The sequence below is a fragment of the Actinoplanes sp. CA-252034 genome (genome assembly GCF_050956125.1).
In the GTDB taxonomy this organism is placed as follows: Bacteria; Actinomycetota; Actinomycetes; order Mycobacteriales; family Micromonosporaceae; genus Actinoplanes.
Window position 1 is genome coordinate 5,915,834 of sequence record NZ_CP191846.1, and the last position, 16,691, is coordinate 5,932,524.

Consider the following 16,691-nt stretch of genomic DNA (forward strand, 5'->3'; position numbering starts at 1 on the left):
CAGCGCTTCGGTAGCCGGGCGGCGGCTGTCAGATCCGCCTAGTGGCCGGCAGACTTGACCTGAGGTCCAACGGATCTTCGCCGCTTCGCGCGGCGCAGGTTAGGGCGTGCGTTCGCCCCTATGATCTTGCCATGAGGCTGTATCGAGTCGTGGCGGCAACACTTTCGTTGATGACCCTGGCGGCCTGCTCCGATGACGCGCCGGGTCAGCCGACCGGCACCGTCGTGACCTACTCCTGCTGCAACGAGCAGGATATCGACAAGCAGTACCGGGCTGGCGAAACGTTCAGCCTGCACTGGGCGGTAGCCGCGCAGGAGGGAACACCCGGATCCTCTGCCCCCGAATTGAACGCGCGACTGGTTGGCCCCTTCGATAACGTCGCGGAGCTGAAGCAAGCCACGACAGGGACCACGGCGTCCGAGTCGTTTGCTGCCACACCCCTTCATCCATCCGATTCGCTGGCGGACAGGCCGGTAAGCAGCATTGTCATACCCTTCGACGCCGAGCCCGGCTACTACAACCTGATCTTCTCCGAGCAGCGAGGAGGCAGCAAAGTCGAGGGCGCAAGCATCGTTCGCATCATGGCAGCCGGGTAGTGCATGAGATCGCCGCCGACAGTGTCCAGCGCGCATTCACTTGGCAGTTCAAACGCGCTCTCATCGGCAGATTAATCAAGCTCGCGGAGCATAGGCGGCTCCTGGGGGCCACCCTTCAGCCCGGCACCGAACCGGCAAGCCTCCCCGGTCCGTCGAGGTCGCGACCTCACCGCCGGACACCGCCTACCTGATCGGCGAATGGACCTGCAGTCACCGGTCGTGCAGCTCAGTGGTGACGACCACACCTGGCTGGCCCTCGACCGGCCCTCCCAGGAACCCACCGGTCGTTTGGCTCGACGCCGACCTCCACCAGCAACTCCCGATCGCCCCCGACTTCCGGACCTCCGCGCAACGCCTCGCCCCGGCCAGCTCCTACCCCGGCCCGCCAAGCCCCCTCCGCGCCGACCAGAGTCGGTCACTCCTGGTGGGCAGGTTGCCGATCCGGTACGGCCTCGACCTGCCAGCGTGCCACCTTGCCAAAGCCGACGACCGCATTCCAGCGGGTCGGCCCCGCCAACGCCAGGTCGCTGCACTCGGACCGGCCGCCGACAGCAAGGACGCCACCGCCGGCCGCCGTCAACGTGTCGACATGGGCTCGGTAGTCGGGGAACGCCGCGAAGAACCGCCGCCACGCTGCGATGCACTGCGCCCGGCCGGTAACCGTCGTGCCCTCGGCGTCGACGAACGTGTGATCGTCGGTCATCAGCGCGGCGAGACCGTCGAGATCCCGATCGTTGATGCGTTCGGTGAAGGCTTCCACCACGAATCGTGGTTCGTTTGTCGGGGTGCCGAGGTAGGTTACGTCGCCCGGCAGAATCACGTCGGCGAGCGCGTGGTTCCCGACGAAAAGGGCCTCCAGGCGAGGCAGCCGCAGCCCCGAGGGCAGCGGCTCCGGCCCACGGTCGTCCGGCAGGGTCTCCTCGAACCGGTCGATCGCCGCACACAGGCCGTCCGAGTCGCCGGTGACCTCCTCGTAGGCTCGGTCCGCGGCGAACTGGACGCCCTCCGCCATGAAGGCGTACCTGTCGAGTCCCGCGGTCGCCATCCGCTGCACCGCCGGATGGTCGGCCAGGTTGTCGAGGTCGGCGAGGACCCGGTCGTACCAGGATCGCCCGAGGCCGACCATCCCGGCGCAGAGGTCGGTGAATCCATCGTCGCCGAAGCCGGTCGTCAGCAGGTAGAACGCGCGGCGAATGCCGTCACGACCGGCGACGCGGCCTTGCAGCCGCGAAAAGCGGACCTCGAATGCGGCGATCTCGGGCAGACTCAGCCGTGTCAGCCGGGCCACGAGAGCATTGCCCAGCAGTTCGTCGAAGGATTTCGCTTCGCTGTCGTAGTCGTCCCAGTCCACGTTCGCGTCGGCCCGGGCGGCCTCGATGATCTCCCAGCACTGGTCGGTGTTCACGGCCGCATGCTCGCACAACTCCCGCCCACGCGGCGACAATCGGCTGCCATCGACCAGCCGCGTTGACCTAGCGGCTGCTACCGGCTTCGATTTCCACGACTGACAGGAGCGAAGGTCTCTACAACGCTCGGTGCCCGCAGCCCAGATGCCGGGCACGTGACCGACAGCGCCTTATCGGCGGCATGAGAGTGAACACGACTTGTCACTCGCCCTGCGGACTCCGACTGACCGACTACAGAAGGTCGAGGAGAGTCTCGAACCGGGCGGTCAGGATGGGATCGACCTCACCACGCATCCGGACGCTAATCACGCTCCCCCGACTGCCTGGGCCAGCGACACAGTCAGCGGCGGAGTTCCTGCCAACGGATAGTCGAACCAGCCGTCGGGCGACTCGTCGTCGGTCGGTTCAAGCGCTCCGATGAGCGCGACCTCGTCGAGTTCACCGTAGTCGTACCCGATATACCTGCTGACGTGCTCCAAGAACCGAACCACGTTGCCTTCGGACACCCAGCCCTCGATCGATCGCACCGCTGGATTATGCGGTACTGCCATCGTCCGCAGGTGCCGACCATCCGCACAGCGGCGGCGAACTCGCAGCGGCAAATGAATGCTTTGCTCATGGCCAGCCGGATCCCGGATGACCGAAGCGCGCCGGGATGCGACGATCTGTCGCGTGAACGGGCCGGGGTGGGACAACGATGCATGGCAGCAGATCCGAAACTACGAGCAATTCTGGACTCCGTTCGACGACCGCTTCCACTTCCGGCCGGGGACTGACCCCGCCACATGGCCAGCGATCAAGGAGCCAGCCGGTTCGGTGACGTTCGACGTCAGTTCTGTCTTCGAACGTGCCGGCGGCTTCTCCGCCGACGAGGACGCGTTGAACGAACAGGTTCTCTCCGCCATGACTACCGTCTTCTCTGCTGACCTTCCTCTGGTCGCTCTCGATTGGCAGCACACGTCCTACTGGTTCTGGCCTCATCGGCAGGCCGTCGAAGGGCAGTCGTGGCGTATCTCGGCTTTCCCCAACGGCGACTACCACGCGTTCCTCACCCAGGATCTCAAACAGGGGATCTTCGGCCATCCCTGGGAGCAAACGATCTGCGTGTTCGGCAGCGAACTGACCGAGGTGCTCGTCCCGGAGTTCGCCATGTGGCTGCCTGTGAAGCGCAGGAATTGACCCCGTTTGCCGTAGCCGGGACCGGCGGAGCCCATCACGGCGCTGACGTCCACGTCGAAACAGGCGCGCACCTCGCGGCAAATCAGTGCGGTGCGCCTGGGAAGCTGAGGCTGCTTATATAGCCGGCCGTCGTCCAGGCAGTGGTGCCGTCTTGGCGACCGAGTACCTCAATGGTGAACGGCGCGAAGTCGTTGGTGCTGTCACGAGTCTCGAAGCCCTCCGAGGAGAGGATCTCCTTCATGACGCGGAGCATTCCTTCAAGGACCATCATGTAGTGATCGAATGTTGGCGTGCCCACGCCCGCCGCCATGGCGGCGTCCATCAGTACATGGCTGGTGTGCCATTCGATGCGAACCGGCGCGTGGCAGTCCGCGAGCTTGTCGACCCGCACCTCCGCACCTCCGTAGACGAGTTGACGACTCATATTAGGAGACACGGCAGGAAGCCCAGCGGCAGCAAGCGCGTCTCGAACGATTCTCTCCAGAAGTTCCCGGCGAGCCATCACCTCGTGTGTCGCCAACTCGATCATAGCCACGTTCCTACCAGGCGTTACTCGGCTACTTGCCTCACTTCCTCAAATGAATTCAGCACTACGTTGTCGGTGAGCCGCCGACAACTCCGTGGGTTCCGGCCGGCTCGGTGCCGGCCCTACACGCGTGCCGCCAAGGGGCAGGGGCAGAAAATGATTGTCAGCGGCAGTTGAGTGCTTCGATTGTGAATTTCGGATCGATGCGAGGAAAGCCGTCAGTCACTCCCGACGTCGCTACCCTGGCCGGATGACGACGATCCAGCACATCGAAGGGCAGGATTGGGGCGATCCCTCAGGCGACGGCTCGTCCCTGATTCAACGCTGCACGCGATTACGGCGTAAGCCTCTGACGGACTTCACCGTCGAGGACCTTCGGGTCATGCTCGGGCAAGGGCTGGCAGTGTCTATCCTGCTACCCCTCGCCGTGGACGTCCTGGTGACCGACCCACTCGTCGAGGGCGACTACTACCCCGGCGATCTACTCGAAGTGGTCTTACGACTACCGCACTCGGCATGGGCCTCCATGCCGGAGCGGCGACAACAACTGGCGGCAGCGCTGGCAAACCTCGATCCGGTCGGAGCAGGACTACCTAAGACTTCTCACGACGCAGTCATGTCGCTCGTCCGCCAGCACGTGCCGCCTGCTCGGTAGCCGGCGTTCCGGCTACCTACGGATATTGCCGAAAGATCCGCGTGCTCGGACGGCGGCAGAAGAGGGCAGCCGGACTGGCGGGTAGAAGCCTTCGTGCAGAACTTGGTCGATCAGCATGGGGTCGGTTCTGCGGAGTAGCCGCATCGATGCGCGGAACAGACATCCGCGTGGTCCCGGTGCCAGAGGTGGAAATCACGTTCCAGCATGCGAGCGGTCAACGCGAGCCGGCGTTGCCGCATTCGAGGGATGTTCGATGGCAATGCCGTGAAAGTCTCTGGGAGAACCGCAAGTGAGCTGGTGACCTGCTCCCCGTCGACCATCTGCAGGAGCACTCGGCACTCCCACCAGCGCCGACTATCGTCAGGCCAGTAGTAGTCGGCTGGGTCGGGAAACAGGTAGTGCCTGGCATCGGGATCCAGATGTGCGTACAGCACAGGGCTGCTGGAACCCAGACCGAGTCGGTGGCGGCCTGCTTCCTCGTAAAGGGCGTGCATCTGGTCGCGTCCCACAGCCTTCAACACTCGTGCCGCCTTAGGCAAGGGGCGCCGGCCAGAAGGCGTCCCAACCGGCCAACCGGCCAGCACCTGGAGCCGTCGCCACAAATTCCAATCGGCGAAGTTCTTCGTCGGCGTCGGCAACGGCGGTGGCGGTGTCCACCGGAATCCAGCGTCTGCGATATGGCGCAGCATCCACTTCCGTCCCGACTCTCCTGCGGTATTCCAGGTCCAGCTCATCGGCCGCGCCTGCATCGCTTGCTCGCGGCGGCCGGCAGGCCCGGTCCGGCGGTATCGCCGTGGTCGCTGAGACCGAGCCATCAAGGGCGCGTTGTGCACGAGATCGGCAAGGAAAGAGATCAACTCCAGGACCTCGGTCGTCGAGGTCTGCGGCTGGCGGGAGGGCTTCCTGGCAGCCGCACGTATCTCTATCAGCGCACGGTAGGCGAGAAGTCCAGCAACCGTACGATCATCAACCTCACCGGCCCTCGGCCAGAAGAGCCTGGCCGGACTCCACCGACTGGGCGGGCGAGGGCTCACGAGGGATGAATCCTGCTCCGGCGACATGGGGACATCATTACTGGCACTCGCGACCCCACGGTTGCGCACCCGTGGCCGCCAGGGAACCAGCTCTGAGCGCCATTGCGGCGCCTTCTCCGCGGCAGATCAGTGAACGCGATCATGGCCTGCCATCTGTTGGCTGCTATGACGCGTTTTCTTGCCGCGAGGACCGGACTCGAAAGCCTAGATTGGAGATGCAGGGCGGGCCGGCTTCCGGCCTACTGGCAACGCCGGTTCGCCGAGCATGCCCGCGCTTGTGATTGAGGGCAGCATCGAAAGCAGCGATCAGGAGACGTTCAGTGCCGGCAAAACGGGGAGTCTTGTTTCAGGCACTTGGCACTGCACTGGTAGCGGCCCTCTCCGCATTGGCGTGGCGCGCATGGCTGGGCTGGGATACCGAGTACCAAACTGATCCAGCCACCGGCCTGGATTCAGGTCCATACGAGGTGTGGCAGATCGCCGGTTGCAGCGGCTCACTACTGATCCTCTTGGTCGGCGCCGAGCTGTTCGGTGTGCGAGCGTTGCTAGCGTCGGCGGCCCTGACTCTCGGGTTCACTGCGGCGTGGACAAGTCAAGCAGCACGCTCGGACACAACCGGCCTTTACGGTGTCGGCGCGCTTATGTTGCTCGCAGGACTGTGCACGGCGACCGCGATGGTCTCCGGAGCTGTGATGGGCATGCGTGATCGGCGCAAGCGCACGTTTCCGGACCGGTGAGAGAGACACCCTGCTCGCTCACGCGGTCCATTACTGCCCCTGGAATGGGACGACGAGAACGCACTCAACTCGGCAGATCAGTAAGATTGGCGGGCTTTTAAGGTCGCGCCAAGCCGGCGGAGACGATGTCACGGCGGCTTCGGCTATTCGGCGGCCTGTCTCGGCTCTGCGGTCATCGCGGGCGGAGTCGACCCCGCCATTGACGCGGGTCACGCCGACGTCGCGGTATTCGATGGTTTGGATGACGGATCTGGCGGATGAGCCCAAACGGTGGAGGCCGTCACGGTGCTCCGACAGGCGCGGGGCACTTCAAGCGGTGGACGGCGTGACGGCTTCGTGGTGCCGACGATCCTGTGCGCCAGGCTGTTGAAGGCGGTGGCCGCCAGGAGCAGGCGGGAGCCGTCTGGCAGACGCTGGAGACGACCAGCAACATCAGCGGTACGGCGACGGGCGCTCGTCGAACTACCGAGTCCGGCCGACGACGACCGGAACGAGATCGACACTTGCGGATACGGCGCGGTCTGTGGCTCTCGTCGCCGGGAGGTGTGGATCTGAGCCCTGCTCCCCTCGATGTGAACGGGGGCGCTCGGGTGTCGTACGGAATCAAATGTTTGTCGCTTTGGATCAAGCTCGGCCGGAGGCCGGGTTTTAGCGTGTGGGGATGGATTTCTCCCCCTCCGCGCGGGCCGCGGAACTGACCGGGGCGGTGCGGGACTTCATCGACGCCGAGATCGAGCCGGTGGAGCGTGTGCTGCAGCAGCGGGCCGCGGCCGCGCGCCGGGCCGGTGAGCCGGTGTCGTGGCGGGTGCCGGACGAGGTGCGTGAGCTGCAGCGACGGGCGCGCGAGCGTGGGCTGTGGAACCTGTTCGAGGAGTTGAGCAACGTCGACTACGCGCCGATCGCGGAGGCGACCGGCTGGTCGTTTCTGGCGCCGTACGTGTTCAACTGCAACGCGCCCGACACCGGGAACATGGAGGTGCTCGCCAAGTACGGCACGCCGGAGCAGCAGGAGCGCTGGCTGACTCCGTTGCGTGACGGCACGATCCGCAGCGGCTTCGCCATGACCGAGCCGGGAGTCGCGTCGTCGGACGCCACGAACATGCAGCTCACCGCCGTGCTCGACGGTGACGAGGTGGTGCTGGACGGGCGCAAGTGGTGGACCACCGGCGTCGGTCACCCGGACTGCCGGGTGCTGATCGTGATGGGCCTGACCGACCCGGACGCGAACCGCCACGCCCGGCACTCGATGGTGCTCGTGCCGATCGACACGCCCGGTGTGAAGGTCGAGCGGATGCTGGACACGATGGGCTTCCTGGACGAGCCGTTCGGGCACGGTGAGGTGTCGTTCACCGGGGTCCGCGTGCCGGCCGCCGACATCATCGCCGGGCCGGGGCAGGCGTTCGCGATCGCGCAGGGGCGGCTCGGGCCGGGCCGGGTGCACCACGCGATGCGGATGATCGGTCTCGCCGAGCGGGCCCTGCACCTGGCCTGCGAGCGTGGTCTGGCCCGGACCGCGTTCGGCAAGCCGATCATGAACCTGGGCGGCAACCGGGAACGGGTCGCCGACGCCCGGATCGCCATCAACTCGACCCGCCTGCTGATCCAGCACGCGGCGTGGAGACTCGACACCGGCGGCCCTCTCGCCGCGCTGTCCGAGGTCAGCCAGATCAAGGTCGCCGCCCCGAACGTCGCCCAGCAGGTGATCGACTTCGCCATGCAGATCCACGGCGGTGCGGGCCTGTCGAGTGACTTCCCGCTCGCCTCGGCGTGGACGGCGGCCCGCGCGGTACGGATCGCCGACGGGCCGGACGAGGTGCATCGTGGTCTGATAGCCCGGATCGAACTCGCCACCCATGGAGCTGCCCGATGAAACGTGTCCTGATCACCGGTGGCGCCTCCGGCCTCGGCGCCGCGCTGGCCGCCGTGTTGAAAGCGCGCGGCGACCGGGTGCTCGTCACCGACGTCGCCGAGGGCGCCGACCAGCGCCTCGACATCACCTCGGAAACCGACTGGGCGACCGCGCTGGAGCGGGTGCGTGACGAGCTCGGCGGCCTGGACGTCCTGGTCAACAACGCGGGAATCGCCGCCGGCGGGCGGATCGACCGGCTCAGTGCCGAGCACTGGCAGCGGGTTCTGACGGTGAACGTGCTGGGCGCGGTCAACGGCTGCCGCACGTTCACGCCGTTGTTCAAGGAGCAGGGCGCGGGCCACATCGTGAACGTGGCGTCGGCGGCGGGGCTCATGCATCCCCCTTCGATGAGCAGCTACAACGCGAGTAAGGCGGCCGTGGTCGCGCTGTCGGAGTCGTTGCGCTACGAGCTGGGCCCGTGGGGCGTGGCGGTCTCGGTGGTGTGCCCGTCGTTCTTCCGGACCAACCTGGCGCAGTCGTTGTCCGGGGACGACCCGCAGATGGAGCAGGGCGCGGTGCGGCTGATCAACGGGGCGCGCCGGGGCGCCGACGAGATCGCCGCCCGGGTGGTGCGCGACGTGGACGCCCGGAAGTTTCTGATCTTGCCCGACTCGGACGGGCGCACAGCCTATCGGGCCAAGCGTTTCGCCCGGTTCCTCTACGACCGGAGGATGTTCGCCCTCGGCGCCAAGATCCGCCGTGAGGAGCGGGCCGAGGTGCCGCATGAGTAAGGGTGTCGTCCTGATCACCGGGGCCAGCGCGGGCCTGGGCGAGGAGATGGCCCGGCAGTTCGCGGCCCTGGGTTACGACCTGGCCCTGTGCGCCCGCCGCATCGACCGGCTCGAGAGGCTGCGTGACGAGCTGCCGACGAAGGTCATCGTCAAGGAGCTCGACGTGACCGACGACGAGGCCGTCTTCACGGTGTTTCGTGAGTTCGCCGCCGAGTTCGGCCGCGTCGACCGGGTGATCGTCAACGCCGGGCTCGGCAAGGGAGCACCGCTGGGCACCGGCCGGCCGGATGCCAACCGGGAGACGGCCCGCGTCAACTTCCTCGGTGCGCTGGCCCAGGCCGAGGCGGCGCTGGAGATCTTCCGCGCCCGGAAGGGCGGCCACCTGGTGATCATCTCGTCGATGTCGGCGCTGCGCGGCATGCGCAGGTCGATGACCACCTACGCCGCGACCAAAGCGGGGGTGGCCGCGCTGGCCGAAGGGTTGCGCTCGGAGCGGATCCCCGGCGTGGACGTGTCGGTGATCTACCCCGGTTACATCCGCTCGGAGATGAACGAGCACGTGCAACAGAAGACCCCCTTCATGGTCGACACCGCCACGGGTGTCCGGGCGATGGTCGCGGCGATCGAGAAACGCAAGGCCAAGGCTTACGTCCCGGCGTGGCCGTGGGTGCCGATCGGCGCGGCGATGCGGCTGCTCCCCCTCTCCGTCGTCCGGCGACTGGCGTGACCGGGCCGGTCCGCGCGGAGGACGCCTTCGACGTCGACGCGGTGACCGCCTGGCTCGGCCTGAAAACCACACCGGAGGTACGACAGTTCTCCGGCGGCGCCTCCAACCTGACCTATCTGCTGCGCCTGCCGGATCACGAGCTGATCCTGCGCCGCCCGCCGACGGGCCGGAAGGCGGCGACCGCCCACGACATGTCCCGTGAGTACCGGATCCAGTCCGCCCTGGCGCCGGTCTTCCCGTACGTGCCGAAGATGGTCGCGCTGTGCGAGGACGAGTCGGTGATCTGCTCGCCGTTCTACGTGATGGAACGCGTCCACGGCCACATCCCCCGCCGGGAGCTCGGCGTCGACCTGCCACCGGACCGGGTGCGCGCGCTCTGCACCGGCGTCGTCGATCTGCTGATCGACCTGCACGGCATCGACCCGGCCGCCGCCGGCCTCGGTGACCTGGGCAAGGGGGCCGGCTACGTGGCGCGGCAGGTGGCCGGCTGGTCGGAGCGCTATCGGGCGGCCCGGACCCGCAACGTCGGCTCGTTCGAGCGGGTGATCCGCTGGCTGGAGGCGAACCAGCCCGCCGAGCAGCGGATCTGCCTGATCCACAACGACTTCCGGTTCGACAACGTGGTCTTCGATCCGGACGACCCGGCCCGGCCGGTGGCGCTGCTCGACTGGGAGATGGCCACGCTCGGTGACCCGCTGATGGATCTGGGCAGCGCGCTGGCGTACTGGGTGCAGGCCGACGACGGGCCGGTGTTCCGCGCGTTCCGGCGGCAGCCGACCCACACGCCCGGCATGCTGACCCGCCGCGAGGTGGTCGAGCACTACCACGCGTGGACCGGCCTGCGGATGACCGCGTTCCACGAGGTGTTCGGCCTGTTCCGGCTCGCCGGTATCGTGCAGCAGATCTATTACCGCTACCACCACCGGCAGACCCGCAACCCGGCGTTCCGGCACTTCTGGATCGCGAGCCTGATGCTGGAACGCCGCTGCCTGCGCATCATCCGCGCACGGAAGGACTGAGGTGCCCCGTCTCCTGCTGATCCGCCACGGTCAGGCGTCGTTCGGCGCCGACGACTACGACGCGCTCTCCGAGATCGGGCACGAGCAGGCCCGTACCCTCGGAAGGTCTTTCGCGGAGCGCGGCATCCGGCCGGCCCTGCTGGTCCGGGGCGCCATGCGCCGCCACGACGAGACGGCCGCCGGGATCGTCGAGGGCCTGAAGGAGCCGGTCGAGACGGTCGTCGACGCGGGCTGGGACGAGTTCGACTTCCATCACGTCGTGACGATCCACCGGCCGGACTTCCGGACCGGGACGGCCAGGGCGTTCCAGGAGGTCTTCGAGGCGGCGACGGCCCGGTGGTCCTCCGGCGAGCACGATGGGGAGTACGCCGAGTCGTTCACCGCCTTCCGGGAGCGGGTCACGGCGGCGCTGGAACGCGTGCGGGAGCTGCTGCGCGTTCACCGCGACATCGCCGTGGTCAGCTCGGGCGGCCCGATCGCGATGGCCGCCGGCCTGCTCACCACCGGCTCGGCCGCCGGGTGGGCGGCGCTGAACCGGGTGTCGGTCAACACCGGCGTCACGAAGGTGATCGCCGGGAGCCGCGGCCTGTCGCTGTCGACGTTCAACGAGCACACCCACGTCGAGGCCGACCCGCGCCTGCTCACCTATCGCTGAGCCCGCCTGCGCAACGCGGTCGGGCTCATCCCCCACCACCGTCGGGCGCACCGGCTCAGCACCGCCTGCTCGGCAAACCCGAGCAGGCGGCTGACCTGCGCCAACGGCATGTCGGTGGTGGTCAGGTAGGCGCGGGCGCGGGCCCGGCGCACGTCGTCGAGGATGTCGCTGAACCCCTGCCCCTCCACGACGAGCTGCCGCTGCAGGGTGCGCGGGTGCACGGCCAGCGCGCGGGCCACGTCGGCCAGCTCGGTCGGCCCGGTGCCGAGCGCCTGTGACACGACGGCCCGCACCCGGGCGGCCGGCCCGGTCCGCGGCCCGGGTGACTGCCGGGCCAGGAAGGCCAGCGCCAGGCCGCGCAGTGTGGCGTCGACCCCGGCCAGCGGCTGCCGCATCAGGCTGGTCGGCACCCGCAGCACCGCCGCCGGGCGCGCGAACCGCACGGCCGCGCCGAACGCCTCGGTGTAGCGGGCGGCCGGGGCGACCGGCTCGTGCGGCAGATCCACCGACCGCAACCCGTACCCACCTCCGACCAGGAATCCGACGGCCCGGTGCAGGAAGAGCATGGTCATCTCGGTGGCCTGCGGCAGCGGCCGGATCCACGCGCCGAACGCATACCGCAAGCCGGTCACGCCGGGCGCCCCGTCCGGGTCGGAGACCACCGACAGTGACAGGTCGCGGGCATGCACGAACATGTACCGCGAGGTGCACTCGATGGCGTCGGCCACCGACGGCGAGTTCTGGATCGCCACGGCCAGCGGGCCGAGCAGGCTCATCTCCTGCGCCGAGGCGACCCGCAGGCCCAGGTCGGGGCAGCGCAACGCGGCCGCCGCGGTCTCCAGCACCGCGGCGATCGCGGTGTCCTCGACGAGCAGGTCGTCGGCGTCGAGAGCGCCGGGCGGCAGGCCGGCCTGACGCGCGAACCGATCCGCGTCGCCACCCAGACCCTCCACGGTCTGCCGGAACCGCTGCAGCCCCGCCGACCTCACCAAGGACATCGCAGCAGATTACATCAAATCAGTTTGATGTATTGTGCGGGTATGGGGACCGACGCGCCTCCGGCGTTCCTCACCGCGGCCGGCCATCCGCTGCGGTGGCGGCTGTTGACCGAGCTCGCCCACAGCGACCTGGCCGTCCACGAGCTGACCGCCCGGCTCGGCCGCCCACAGAATCTGATCTCTTACCACCTCGGCAAACTGCGCCGGGCCGAGCTGATCACCGCCCGACGCAGCAGCGCCGACGGCCGCGACACCTACTACGCGCTGCACCTGCCCCGCTGCTCGGCCCTGCTCACCGGCGCCGGCGCGGCCCTCCACCCGGCACTGCGCCTGCGCCCGCCGTCGCCCGCGCGTCCACGCCGCGCCCGGGTGCTCTTCCTGTGCACCGGCAACAGCGCGAGATCACCGATGGCCGAGGCCATCCTGCGGGGTCAGAGCGGCGGCACGGTCCGGGTCCGCAGCGCGGGCGTCAACCCCAAACCCCTCCAGCCGTACGCCGTACGCGCTCTCGCCGCACGCGGGATCGATCCGCCCGAAACCGGCCCCACGCACGTGTCCTCGCTGACCGGCGAGCGGTTCGACCACGTGATCACGCTGTGCGACCGGGTCAAGGAGGTGTGCCCGGCGTTCGACAGCCCACGGCGGGCGCACTGGAGCATCCCCGAGCCGTCCGACCCGCCCGACTTCGACCGTCTCGCCGACCAGCTCACCGAGCGGATCGGCTTCTTTCTGCACACCCTCGAGGAGTAGTGATGAGCGACAGCACCGTCCACGTCCGCTACCTGGTGGACGACGTCCAGGCCGCGATCGACTTCTACACCGCCCACCTCGGGTTCGAGTCGATCACGACGTTCCTGCCCGCGTTCGCCGACGTGCGCCGCGGCAACCTGCGCCTGCTGCTCTCCGGCCCGGCCAGCTCGGCCGGCCGCGCCATGCCCGACGGCCGGGTGCCGCAGCCCGGCGGGTGGAGCCGCATCCATCTGGTCGTCGACGACATCGACGCCGAGGTGACCCGGCTGCGCGCCGCGGGCGTCCCGTTCCGCAACGACGTGATCAGCGGCCCCGGCGGCCGCCAGATCGTCCTCGACGACCCGGCCGGCAACCCGGTCGAGCTGTTCCAGCCGGCCGGCACCTGAACGTCCGCTCGCTTCCCCGCGCCGTACAGGCCGGGTGGAGTCTCGTGCCGCCCGGCCGGCGGCGGGCCCCACAGCAGAGCTGCTCGCCGCCGCAGCGGCCGAGGTGATGATCGTCCTGTCCGGCGGCCCGCTACCCCACTGACCCGAACCCGGCGGCTCGCAAGACGCCGCCCACCGAGCCTCAGCGTGCCGAATACCGCGCCGGGCGACCAATGACAGCGCCCCACTGTCGCTTCCACTCCCCTCTGAGCGACGGCCGGCGGTGGGACCGCACGGGCGAGGGAGTGAGCTCACGGGGACGGGTGAAGGTTCGTTCATTCACCGCAATGTGCCGCATGACCGGATTTGCCCATGGGTAGGCATCCTGACGTACCCCGAGAGGAGGCCCCCCATGATCACCACCGATCAGCTCCGCACCCTGACCGGCCTCGACGTCCACGACCGGGACGGCGATCGGATCGGCACTGTGGGCCGCATCCGGCAGGACGACGCCGGCCGCCCGGCGTGGGCCGGGGTCCGGACCGGCCTGTTCGGCCGCACCGAGTCGCTGGTGCCGCTGGAGGGCGCACACCTCGACGATGACCGGCTGGTGGTGCCGTTCGCCCGGGCCGTCGTCAAGGAGGCGCCGGCCGTGGACACGCCTCCGGACGAGCCACTGACACCGCACGACGTGCGACGGCTCTGCGATCACTACGGGCTGCTGTGGTTCGGCGCCGAGAACGTCCGGATCCTCCGGCCCCGGCTGCCCGGCCGCCGGTCCATCGGCTGACCAGACGGCAGCCGGGCCGAACGGCGCCGGCCTGGTGACACCGGCGTGCTCGGCGAGCAGGTCGCGACTGCTCGAGCGCCCAGGAGACAGGACCGGGCCGCCGTGTCAGCCGGTGCGCCCGATCACGGTCAGGCCGAAGTTCCTCGTGGTGCCGAACTGCGTGGGCATGTGCTTCGGGATGATCGACTTGGTGAAGTAGCCGTACACGCATCGCTGCAGCCCGCACAGGGTGGAGGCGAGGCCGGGCACGGTGTTGGTGAGGATCGACGGCACGTTGGCGAGCGTGCCGAGCAGCGTGGTGTAGCCGGTGACGACGAACGGCGCGAAACCGACGATCCGGTACGCGGCCGGCAGGATGTTGGTGGCGCCGACCGTGCTGTCGAAGATCGGTACGAGAACGGGCTGGCCGGAGGCGCGGGCCTCGGCCAGTTCGCCGGTGCAGGTGATCGCGGAGAGCAGGTTCAGCGCGGGCGCTGTCACCCAGTTCTGCAACCCGGTGGTCGAGGTCGTCACGTTCAGGTGGCAGTCGCCCAGCGCCGACAGCCACGCATAGCCGCTGGACGAGGTGAGATCGAGCGGGTTCTTGCACCAGGACAGCAGCGGGTTGTTGATGGCGATGGCGTTGTCGACAGGTGGCTGAAGGCCGAGCATCGAGTAGAGGCCGGTCTGCTGCAGCAGCGGATCCAGTCCGGGCAGCGCGTAGAACTTCGTGCCGCCGTTGGTCATCCGGTCCCAGTCGCATTTGGAGACGCCCATGGCGAGGGCGTTCGTCGCGATCGGCACACCCCATACCACCCGGGCGCAGGCTCCGACCTGTTTGCCCTGGTAGGCGCCTCCGGTCAGCGCTTGCGCGAAGATCGGGGGCACGAGTCGCGTGTTGTCGGTGGTGCGGGTGCTGGTGCGTACCTCCGCGGTGTCGTAGTTGCCGGTGATCGCCGGCTGCGGCGGGCAGGTCGCGGCGGTCCCCCAGACCGGGCAGTTCTGGTTGTTGACGCAGACCTGCGCGTCGGCCCTGGTGTCCTTGGCGTTCTTCTCCGCGTAGGTGCGGGCGTTGGCGGCCTGCCCGGCGCTGGTGCAGACGGCCGGGTCGGCGATGCAGGCCTGCGCCACCTTCCACGACGCGAAGTCGGCGCCGCTCTGCAACTGCTCCTTCTCGGCGTAGAGCAGGCCGACATCGATGACGACGGCGCCGATCCCGAAGATGAGGACGGCGCTCATCATGGCCGCGATGATCGCCACCGCACCCTCGTCGCCCTCTCGCCGCATAGGGGCAAATTACCTGTTTCCGGCTACCGCCCGGATCGCCTCTCGAAGATCGAAGTGCCCGACGATTCCTCGGCCCCATCCGTCAGTTGACGCTAACGTTAGCGGGGACTAACGTTAGCGATGCCCGGCCGGATGGCCGGGATCAACGAGACAAGGGGGTACGGCCATGGGCCGTCCAGTGGCGTTCTTCGAGATCGTCAGCACCGACGCGGAGCGGGCGCGCGGCTTCTACACCGGCCTGTTCGGATGGTCGGCCGCCGACCAGGAGGGTGGCTACGCCCTGGTCGACACCGGCGCCGGGGAGGGCGCGATCGGTGGGGGGATCGGGCCCGCCGAGTCCCCGGAGGAGGCCGGTGTGAAGATCTACGTTCAGGTCGACGACCTGGAGAAGACTCTGGAGCAGGCGGTCGCGCTCGGCGGGACGACCCTGGTGGAGCCGGCCGCTCTGCCCGGTGACTACGGTCGGTTCGCGGTGTTCGCCGATCCGGACGGCAACCCGGTGGGTTTGTGGGGATGAGCTGATGTTCGAGGACGAGTCCGAGACCGACGACGCCTTCCGGGCGCTGGCGGAGCCGCGACGACGGGCGATCCTGCGCCTGGTCGCCACCGACGAGCTGGCGGCCGGGGAGATAGCCGCGGCGTTCGACGTGACTCGTACCGCGATCAGTCAGCATCTGACCGTGCTCCGCGAGGCCGGGCTGGTCAGTGAGCGGCGAGCCGGGACCCGGCGGATGTACCGGGCCCGGCCGGAGGGCCTGGCCGGTCTGCGGGAGTTCCTCGATGCGATGTGGAGTGACGCGCTCGACGTGGGGCGACGTCTGGTCGAGGCGGAGGCGGCCGGAGAAGAGCGGACGGACGTGGCCTGAGCATGAGCGACGACGTCCGGCCGTTGCGGCGGCCCCCGATCCGGCAGTCGACGCTGGTTCGCAGCGACCGGGAGCACACGTTCGAGGTGTTCGTCCGCGACATCGGCGTGTGGTGGCCGACCCGTCCGCATTCACTCGGCCAGGAGCGGGTCGTGTCGGTGACCGTCGAGCGTGAGCTGGGCGGGCAGGTCTACGAGACGTGGGCCGACGGCTCCCGGGTCGGCTGGGGCGAGGTGATCGTCTGGGATCCGCCGGAACGGTTCGGCATGACCTGGACGATCCTGCCGGCCGCCACCGAGGTCGAGCTGACGTTCACCGCACTGGCGCCGGCCCTGACCCGGGTCGCCCTGGAGCACCGCGGCTGGGACCGGCTGACCGAGGAGCAGTTCGCCGGCGCCACCTCGGTGACGGGCGGCTACGAGGCCGGCTGGAAACGCATTCTGGAGATCTTCACCGACCATGTGGAAGGGGCTTGACGGCGC

At 68.6% G+C, this 16,691-nt stretch carries 19 protein-coding genes; 14 read left to right on the forward strand and 5 right to left on the reverse strand.

The annotated features are described in order from the left end of the window. Positions 1–131 precede the first annotated feature (131 nt). A complete protein-coding gene (locus ACQPZW_RS27215; protein WP_433788859.1) occupies positions 132–596 on the forward strand; it encodes a hypothetical protein in 465 nt (154 codons plus the stop codon). 415 nt (positions 597–1,011) lie between these two features. Here ACQPZW_RS27215 and ACQPZW_RS27220 read toward each other — a convergent pair whose 3' ends face one another. After that, positions 1,012–2,001 (reverse strand): DUF4240 domain-containing protein, encoded by a 990-nt coding sequence (locus ACQPZW_RS27220; protein WP_433788860.1) that lies wholly within the window; start codon positions 1,999–2,001, stop codon positions 1,012–1,014. 306 nt (positions 2,002–2,307) lie between these two features. After that, positions 2,308–2,529: a hypothetical protein gene (locus ACQPZW_RS27225; protein ID WP_433788861.1), complete on the reverse strand. Its 222-nt coding sequence runs from the start codon at positions 2,527–2,529 to the stop codon at positions 2,308–2,310. 109 nt (positions 2,530–2,638) lie between these two features. On the opposite strand from ACQPZW_RS27225, the gene ACQPZW_RS27230 reads away from it, so the two are divergent. Then, on the forward strand, positions 2,639–3,181 hold the full coding sequence (locus tag ACQPZW_RS27230; protein WP_433788862.1) for a DUF2716 domain-containing protein: 543 nt from the start codon (positions 2,639–2,641) through the stop codon (positions 3,179–3,181). Between the two features lie 82 nt (positions 3,182–3,263). Here ACQPZW_RS27230 and ACQPZW_RS27235 read toward each other — a convergent pair whose 3' ends face one another. Beyond that, the gene (locus ACQPZW_RS27235; RefSeq protein ID WP_433788863.1) at positions 3,264–3,572 is read right to left on the reverse strand and encodes a hypothetical protein; all 309 of its coding nucleotides are present in this window, start codon (positions 3,570–3,572) and stop codon (positions 3,264–3,266) included. 385 nt (positions 3,573–3,957) lie between these two features. On the opposite strand from ACQPZW_RS27235, the gene ACQPZW_RS27240 reads away from it, so the two are divergent. From ACQPZW_RS27240 to ACQPZW_RS27265, 6 genes are all read left to right on the forward strand, one after another. After that, positions 3,958–4,362, forward strand: a complete 405-nt coding sequence (locus tag ACQPZW_RS27240; protein ID WP_433788864.1) for a contact-dependent growth inhibition system immunity protein — start codon at positions 3,958–3,960, stop codon at positions 4,360–4,362. 2,432 nt (positions 4,363–6,794) lie between these two features. Further along, complete coding sequence (locus tag ACQPZW_RS27245; RefSeq protein ID WP_433788865.1) at positions 6,795–8,003, forward strand: acyl-CoA dehydrogenase family protein; 1,209 nt, start codon at positions 6,795–6,797, stop codon at positions 8,001–8,003. Continuing rightward, the gene (locus ACQPZW_RS27250) at positions 8,000–8,773 is read left to right on the forward strand and encodes an SDR family NAD(P)-dependent oxidoreductase (protein WP_433788866.1); all 774 of its coding nucleotides are present in this window, start codon (positions 8,000–8,002) and stop codon (positions 8,771–8,773) included. Before ACQPZW_RS27245 ends, ACQPZW_RS27250 begins: the two co-directional genes overlap by 4 nt. Next, complete coding sequence (locus ACQPZW_RS27255) at positions 8,766–9,500, forward strand: SDR family oxidoreductase (RefSeq protein WP_433788867.1); 735 nt, start codon at positions 8,766–8,768, stop codon at positions 9,498–9,500. The genes ACQPZW_RS27250 and ACQPZW_RS27255 overlap by 8 nt, the downstream gene beginning before the upstream one ends. Continuing rightward, positions 9,497–10,519, forward strand: a complete 1,023-nt coding sequence (locus tag ACQPZW_RS27260; protein ID WP_433788868.1) for a phosphotransferase family protein — start codon at positions 9,497–9,499, stop codon at positions 10,517–10,519. Before ACQPZW_RS27255 ends, ACQPZW_RS27260 begins: the two co-directional genes overlap by 4 nt. A gap of 1 nt (position 10,520) precedes the next feature. Then, on the forward strand, positions 10,521–11,174 hold the full coding sequence (locus tag ACQPZW_RS27265) for a histidine phosphatase family protein (RefSeq protein ID WP_433788869.1): 654 nt from the start codon (positions 10,521–10,523) through the stop codon (positions 11,172–11,174). Here the strand turns inward: ACQPZW_RS27265 and ACQPZW_RS27270 are convergent. After that, positions 11,165–12,172: an AraC family transcriptional regulator ligand-binding domain-containing protein gene (locus ACQPZW_RS27270; protein WP_433788870.1), complete on the reverse strand. Its 1,008-nt coding sequence runs from the start codon at positions 12,170–12,172 to the stop codon at positions 11,165–11,167. The two genes, ACQPZW_RS27265 and ACQPZW_RS27270, sit on opposite strands and share 10 nt — an antisense overlap. Before the next feature lie 42 nt (positions 12,173–12,214). On the opposite strand from ACQPZW_RS27270, the gene ACQPZW_RS27275 reads away from it, so the two are divergent. From ACQPZW_RS27275 to ACQPZW_RS27285, 3 genes are all read left to right on the forward strand, one after another. Continuing rightward, positions 12,215–12,922 (forward strand): MarR family transcriptional regulator, encoded by a 708-nt coding sequence (locus tag ACQPZW_RS27275; protein WP_433788871.1) that lies wholly within the window; start codon positions 12,215–12,217, stop codon positions 12,920–12,922. A 2-nt stretch (positions 12,923–12,924) separates the two neighbouring features. Next, positions 12,925–13,308, forward strand: coding sequence for a VOC family protein (locus ACQPZW_RS27280; RefSeq protein ID WP_433788872.1), 384 nt, complete (start codon positions 12,925–12,927; stop codon positions 13,306–13,308). A gap of 391 nt (positions 13,309–13,699) precedes the next feature. After that, positions 13,700–14,077 carry a PRC-barrel domain-containing protein gene (locus ACQPZW_RS27285; protein WP_433788873.1) on the forward strand — a complete coding sequence of 126 codons (378 nt, stop codon included), beginning with the start codon at positions 13,700–13,702 and terminating at the stop codon, positions 14,075–14,077. A gap of 105 nt (positions 14,078–14,182) precedes the next feature. Here ACQPZW_RS27285 and ACQPZW_RS27290 read toward each other — a convergent pair whose 3' ends face one another. Further along, entirely contained in the window at positions 14,183–15,343 is a 1,161-nt protein-coding gene (locus tag ACQPZW_RS27290; RefSeq protein ID WP_433788874.1) for a pilus assembly protein TadG-related protein, read from the reverse strand. A gap of 166 nt (positions 15,344–15,509) precedes the next feature. On the opposite strand from ACQPZW_RS27290, the gene ACQPZW_RS27295 reads away from it, so the two are divergent. From ACQPZW_RS27295 to ACQPZW_RS27305, 3 genes are read left to right on the forward strand one after another with little or no spacing between them, the layout of a single operon-like run. After that, positions 15,510–15,860, forward strand: a complete 351-nt coding sequence (locus ACQPZW_RS27295) for a VOC family protein (protein WP_433788875.1) — start codon at positions 15,510–15,512, stop codon at positions 15,858–15,860. A 4-nt stretch (positions 15,861–15,864) separates the two neighbouring features. Then, positions 15,865–16,209, forward strand: a complete 345-nt coding sequence (locus tag ACQPZW_RS27300) for an ArsR/SmtB family transcription factor (RefSeq protein ID WP_433788876.1) — start codon at positions 15,865–15,867, stop codon at positions 16,207–16,209. Positions 16,210–16,211: 2 nt separating this feature from the next. Then, positions 16,212–16,685, forward strand: a complete 474-nt coding sequence (locus tag ACQPZW_RS27305; RefSeq protein ID WP_433788877.1) for an SRPBCC domain-containing protein — start codon at positions 16,212–16,214, stop codon at positions 16,683–16,685. Positions 16,686–16,691: the final 6 nt, after the last annotated feature.

Excerpts from the sequence above, each read along its gene's own strand:
- ACQPZW_RS27215 (WP_433788859.1), top strand. The coding sequence starts at position 132 with ATGAGGCTGTATCGAGTCGTGGCGGCAACACTTTCGTTGATGACCCTG.
- ACQPZW_RS27230 (WP_433788862.1), top strand. The coding sequence starts at position 2,639 with ATGACCGAAGCGCGCCGGGATGCGACGATCTGTCGCGTGAACGGGCCG.
- ACQPZW_RS27240 (WP_433788864.1), top strand. The coding sequence starts at position 3,958 with ATGACGACGATCCAGCACATCGAAGGGCAGGATTGGGGCGATCCCTCA.
- ACQPZW_RS27245 (WP_433788865.1), top strand. The coding sequence starts at position 6,795 with ATGGATTTCTCCCCCTCCGCGCGGGCCGCGGAACTGACCGGGGCGGTG.
- ACQPZW_RS27250 (WP_433788866.1), top strand. The coding sequence starts at position 8,000 with ATGAAACGTGTCCTGATCACCGGTGGCGCCTCCGGCCTCGGCGCCGCG.
- ACQPZW_RS27255 (WP_433788867.1), top strand. The coding sequence starts at position 8,766 with ATGAGTAAGGGTGTCGTCCTGATCACCGGGGCCAGCGCGGGCCTGGGC.
- ACQPZW_RS27270 (WP_433788870.1), bottom strand. The coding sequence starts at position 12,172 with ATGTCCTTGGTGAGGTCGGCGGGGCTGCAGCGGTTCCGGCAGACCGTG.
- ACQPZW_RS27275 (WP_433788871.1), top strand. The coding sequence starts at position 12,215 with ATGGGGACCGACGCGCCTCCGGCGTTCCTCACCGCGGCCGGCCATCCG.
- ACQPZW_RS27280 (WP_433788872.1), top strand. The coding sequence starts at position 12,925 with ATGAGCGACAGCACCGTCCACGTCCGCTACCTGGTGGACGACGTCCAG.
- ACQPZW_RS27285 (WP_433788873.1), top strand. The coding sequence starts at position 13,700 with ATGATCACCACCGATCAGCTCCGCACCCTGACCGGCCTCGACGTCCAC.
- ACQPZW_RS27290 (WP_433788874.1), bottom strand. The coding sequence starts at position 15,343 with ATGCGGCGAGAGGGCGACGAGGGTGCGGTGGCGATCATCGCGGCCATG.
- ACQPZW_RS27295 (WP_433788875.1), top strand. The coding sequence starts at position 15,510 with ATGGGCCGTCCAGTGGCGTTCTTCGAGATCGTCAGCACCGACGCGGAG.
- ACQPZW_RS27300 (WP_433788876.1), top strand. The coding sequence starts at position 15,865 with ATGTTCGAGGACGAGTCCGAGACCGACGACGCCTTCCGGGCGCTGGCG.
- ACQPZW_RS27305 (WP_433788877.1), top strand. The coding sequence starts at position 16,212 with ATGAGCGACGACGTCCGGCCGTTGCGGCGGCCCCCGATCCGGCAGTCG.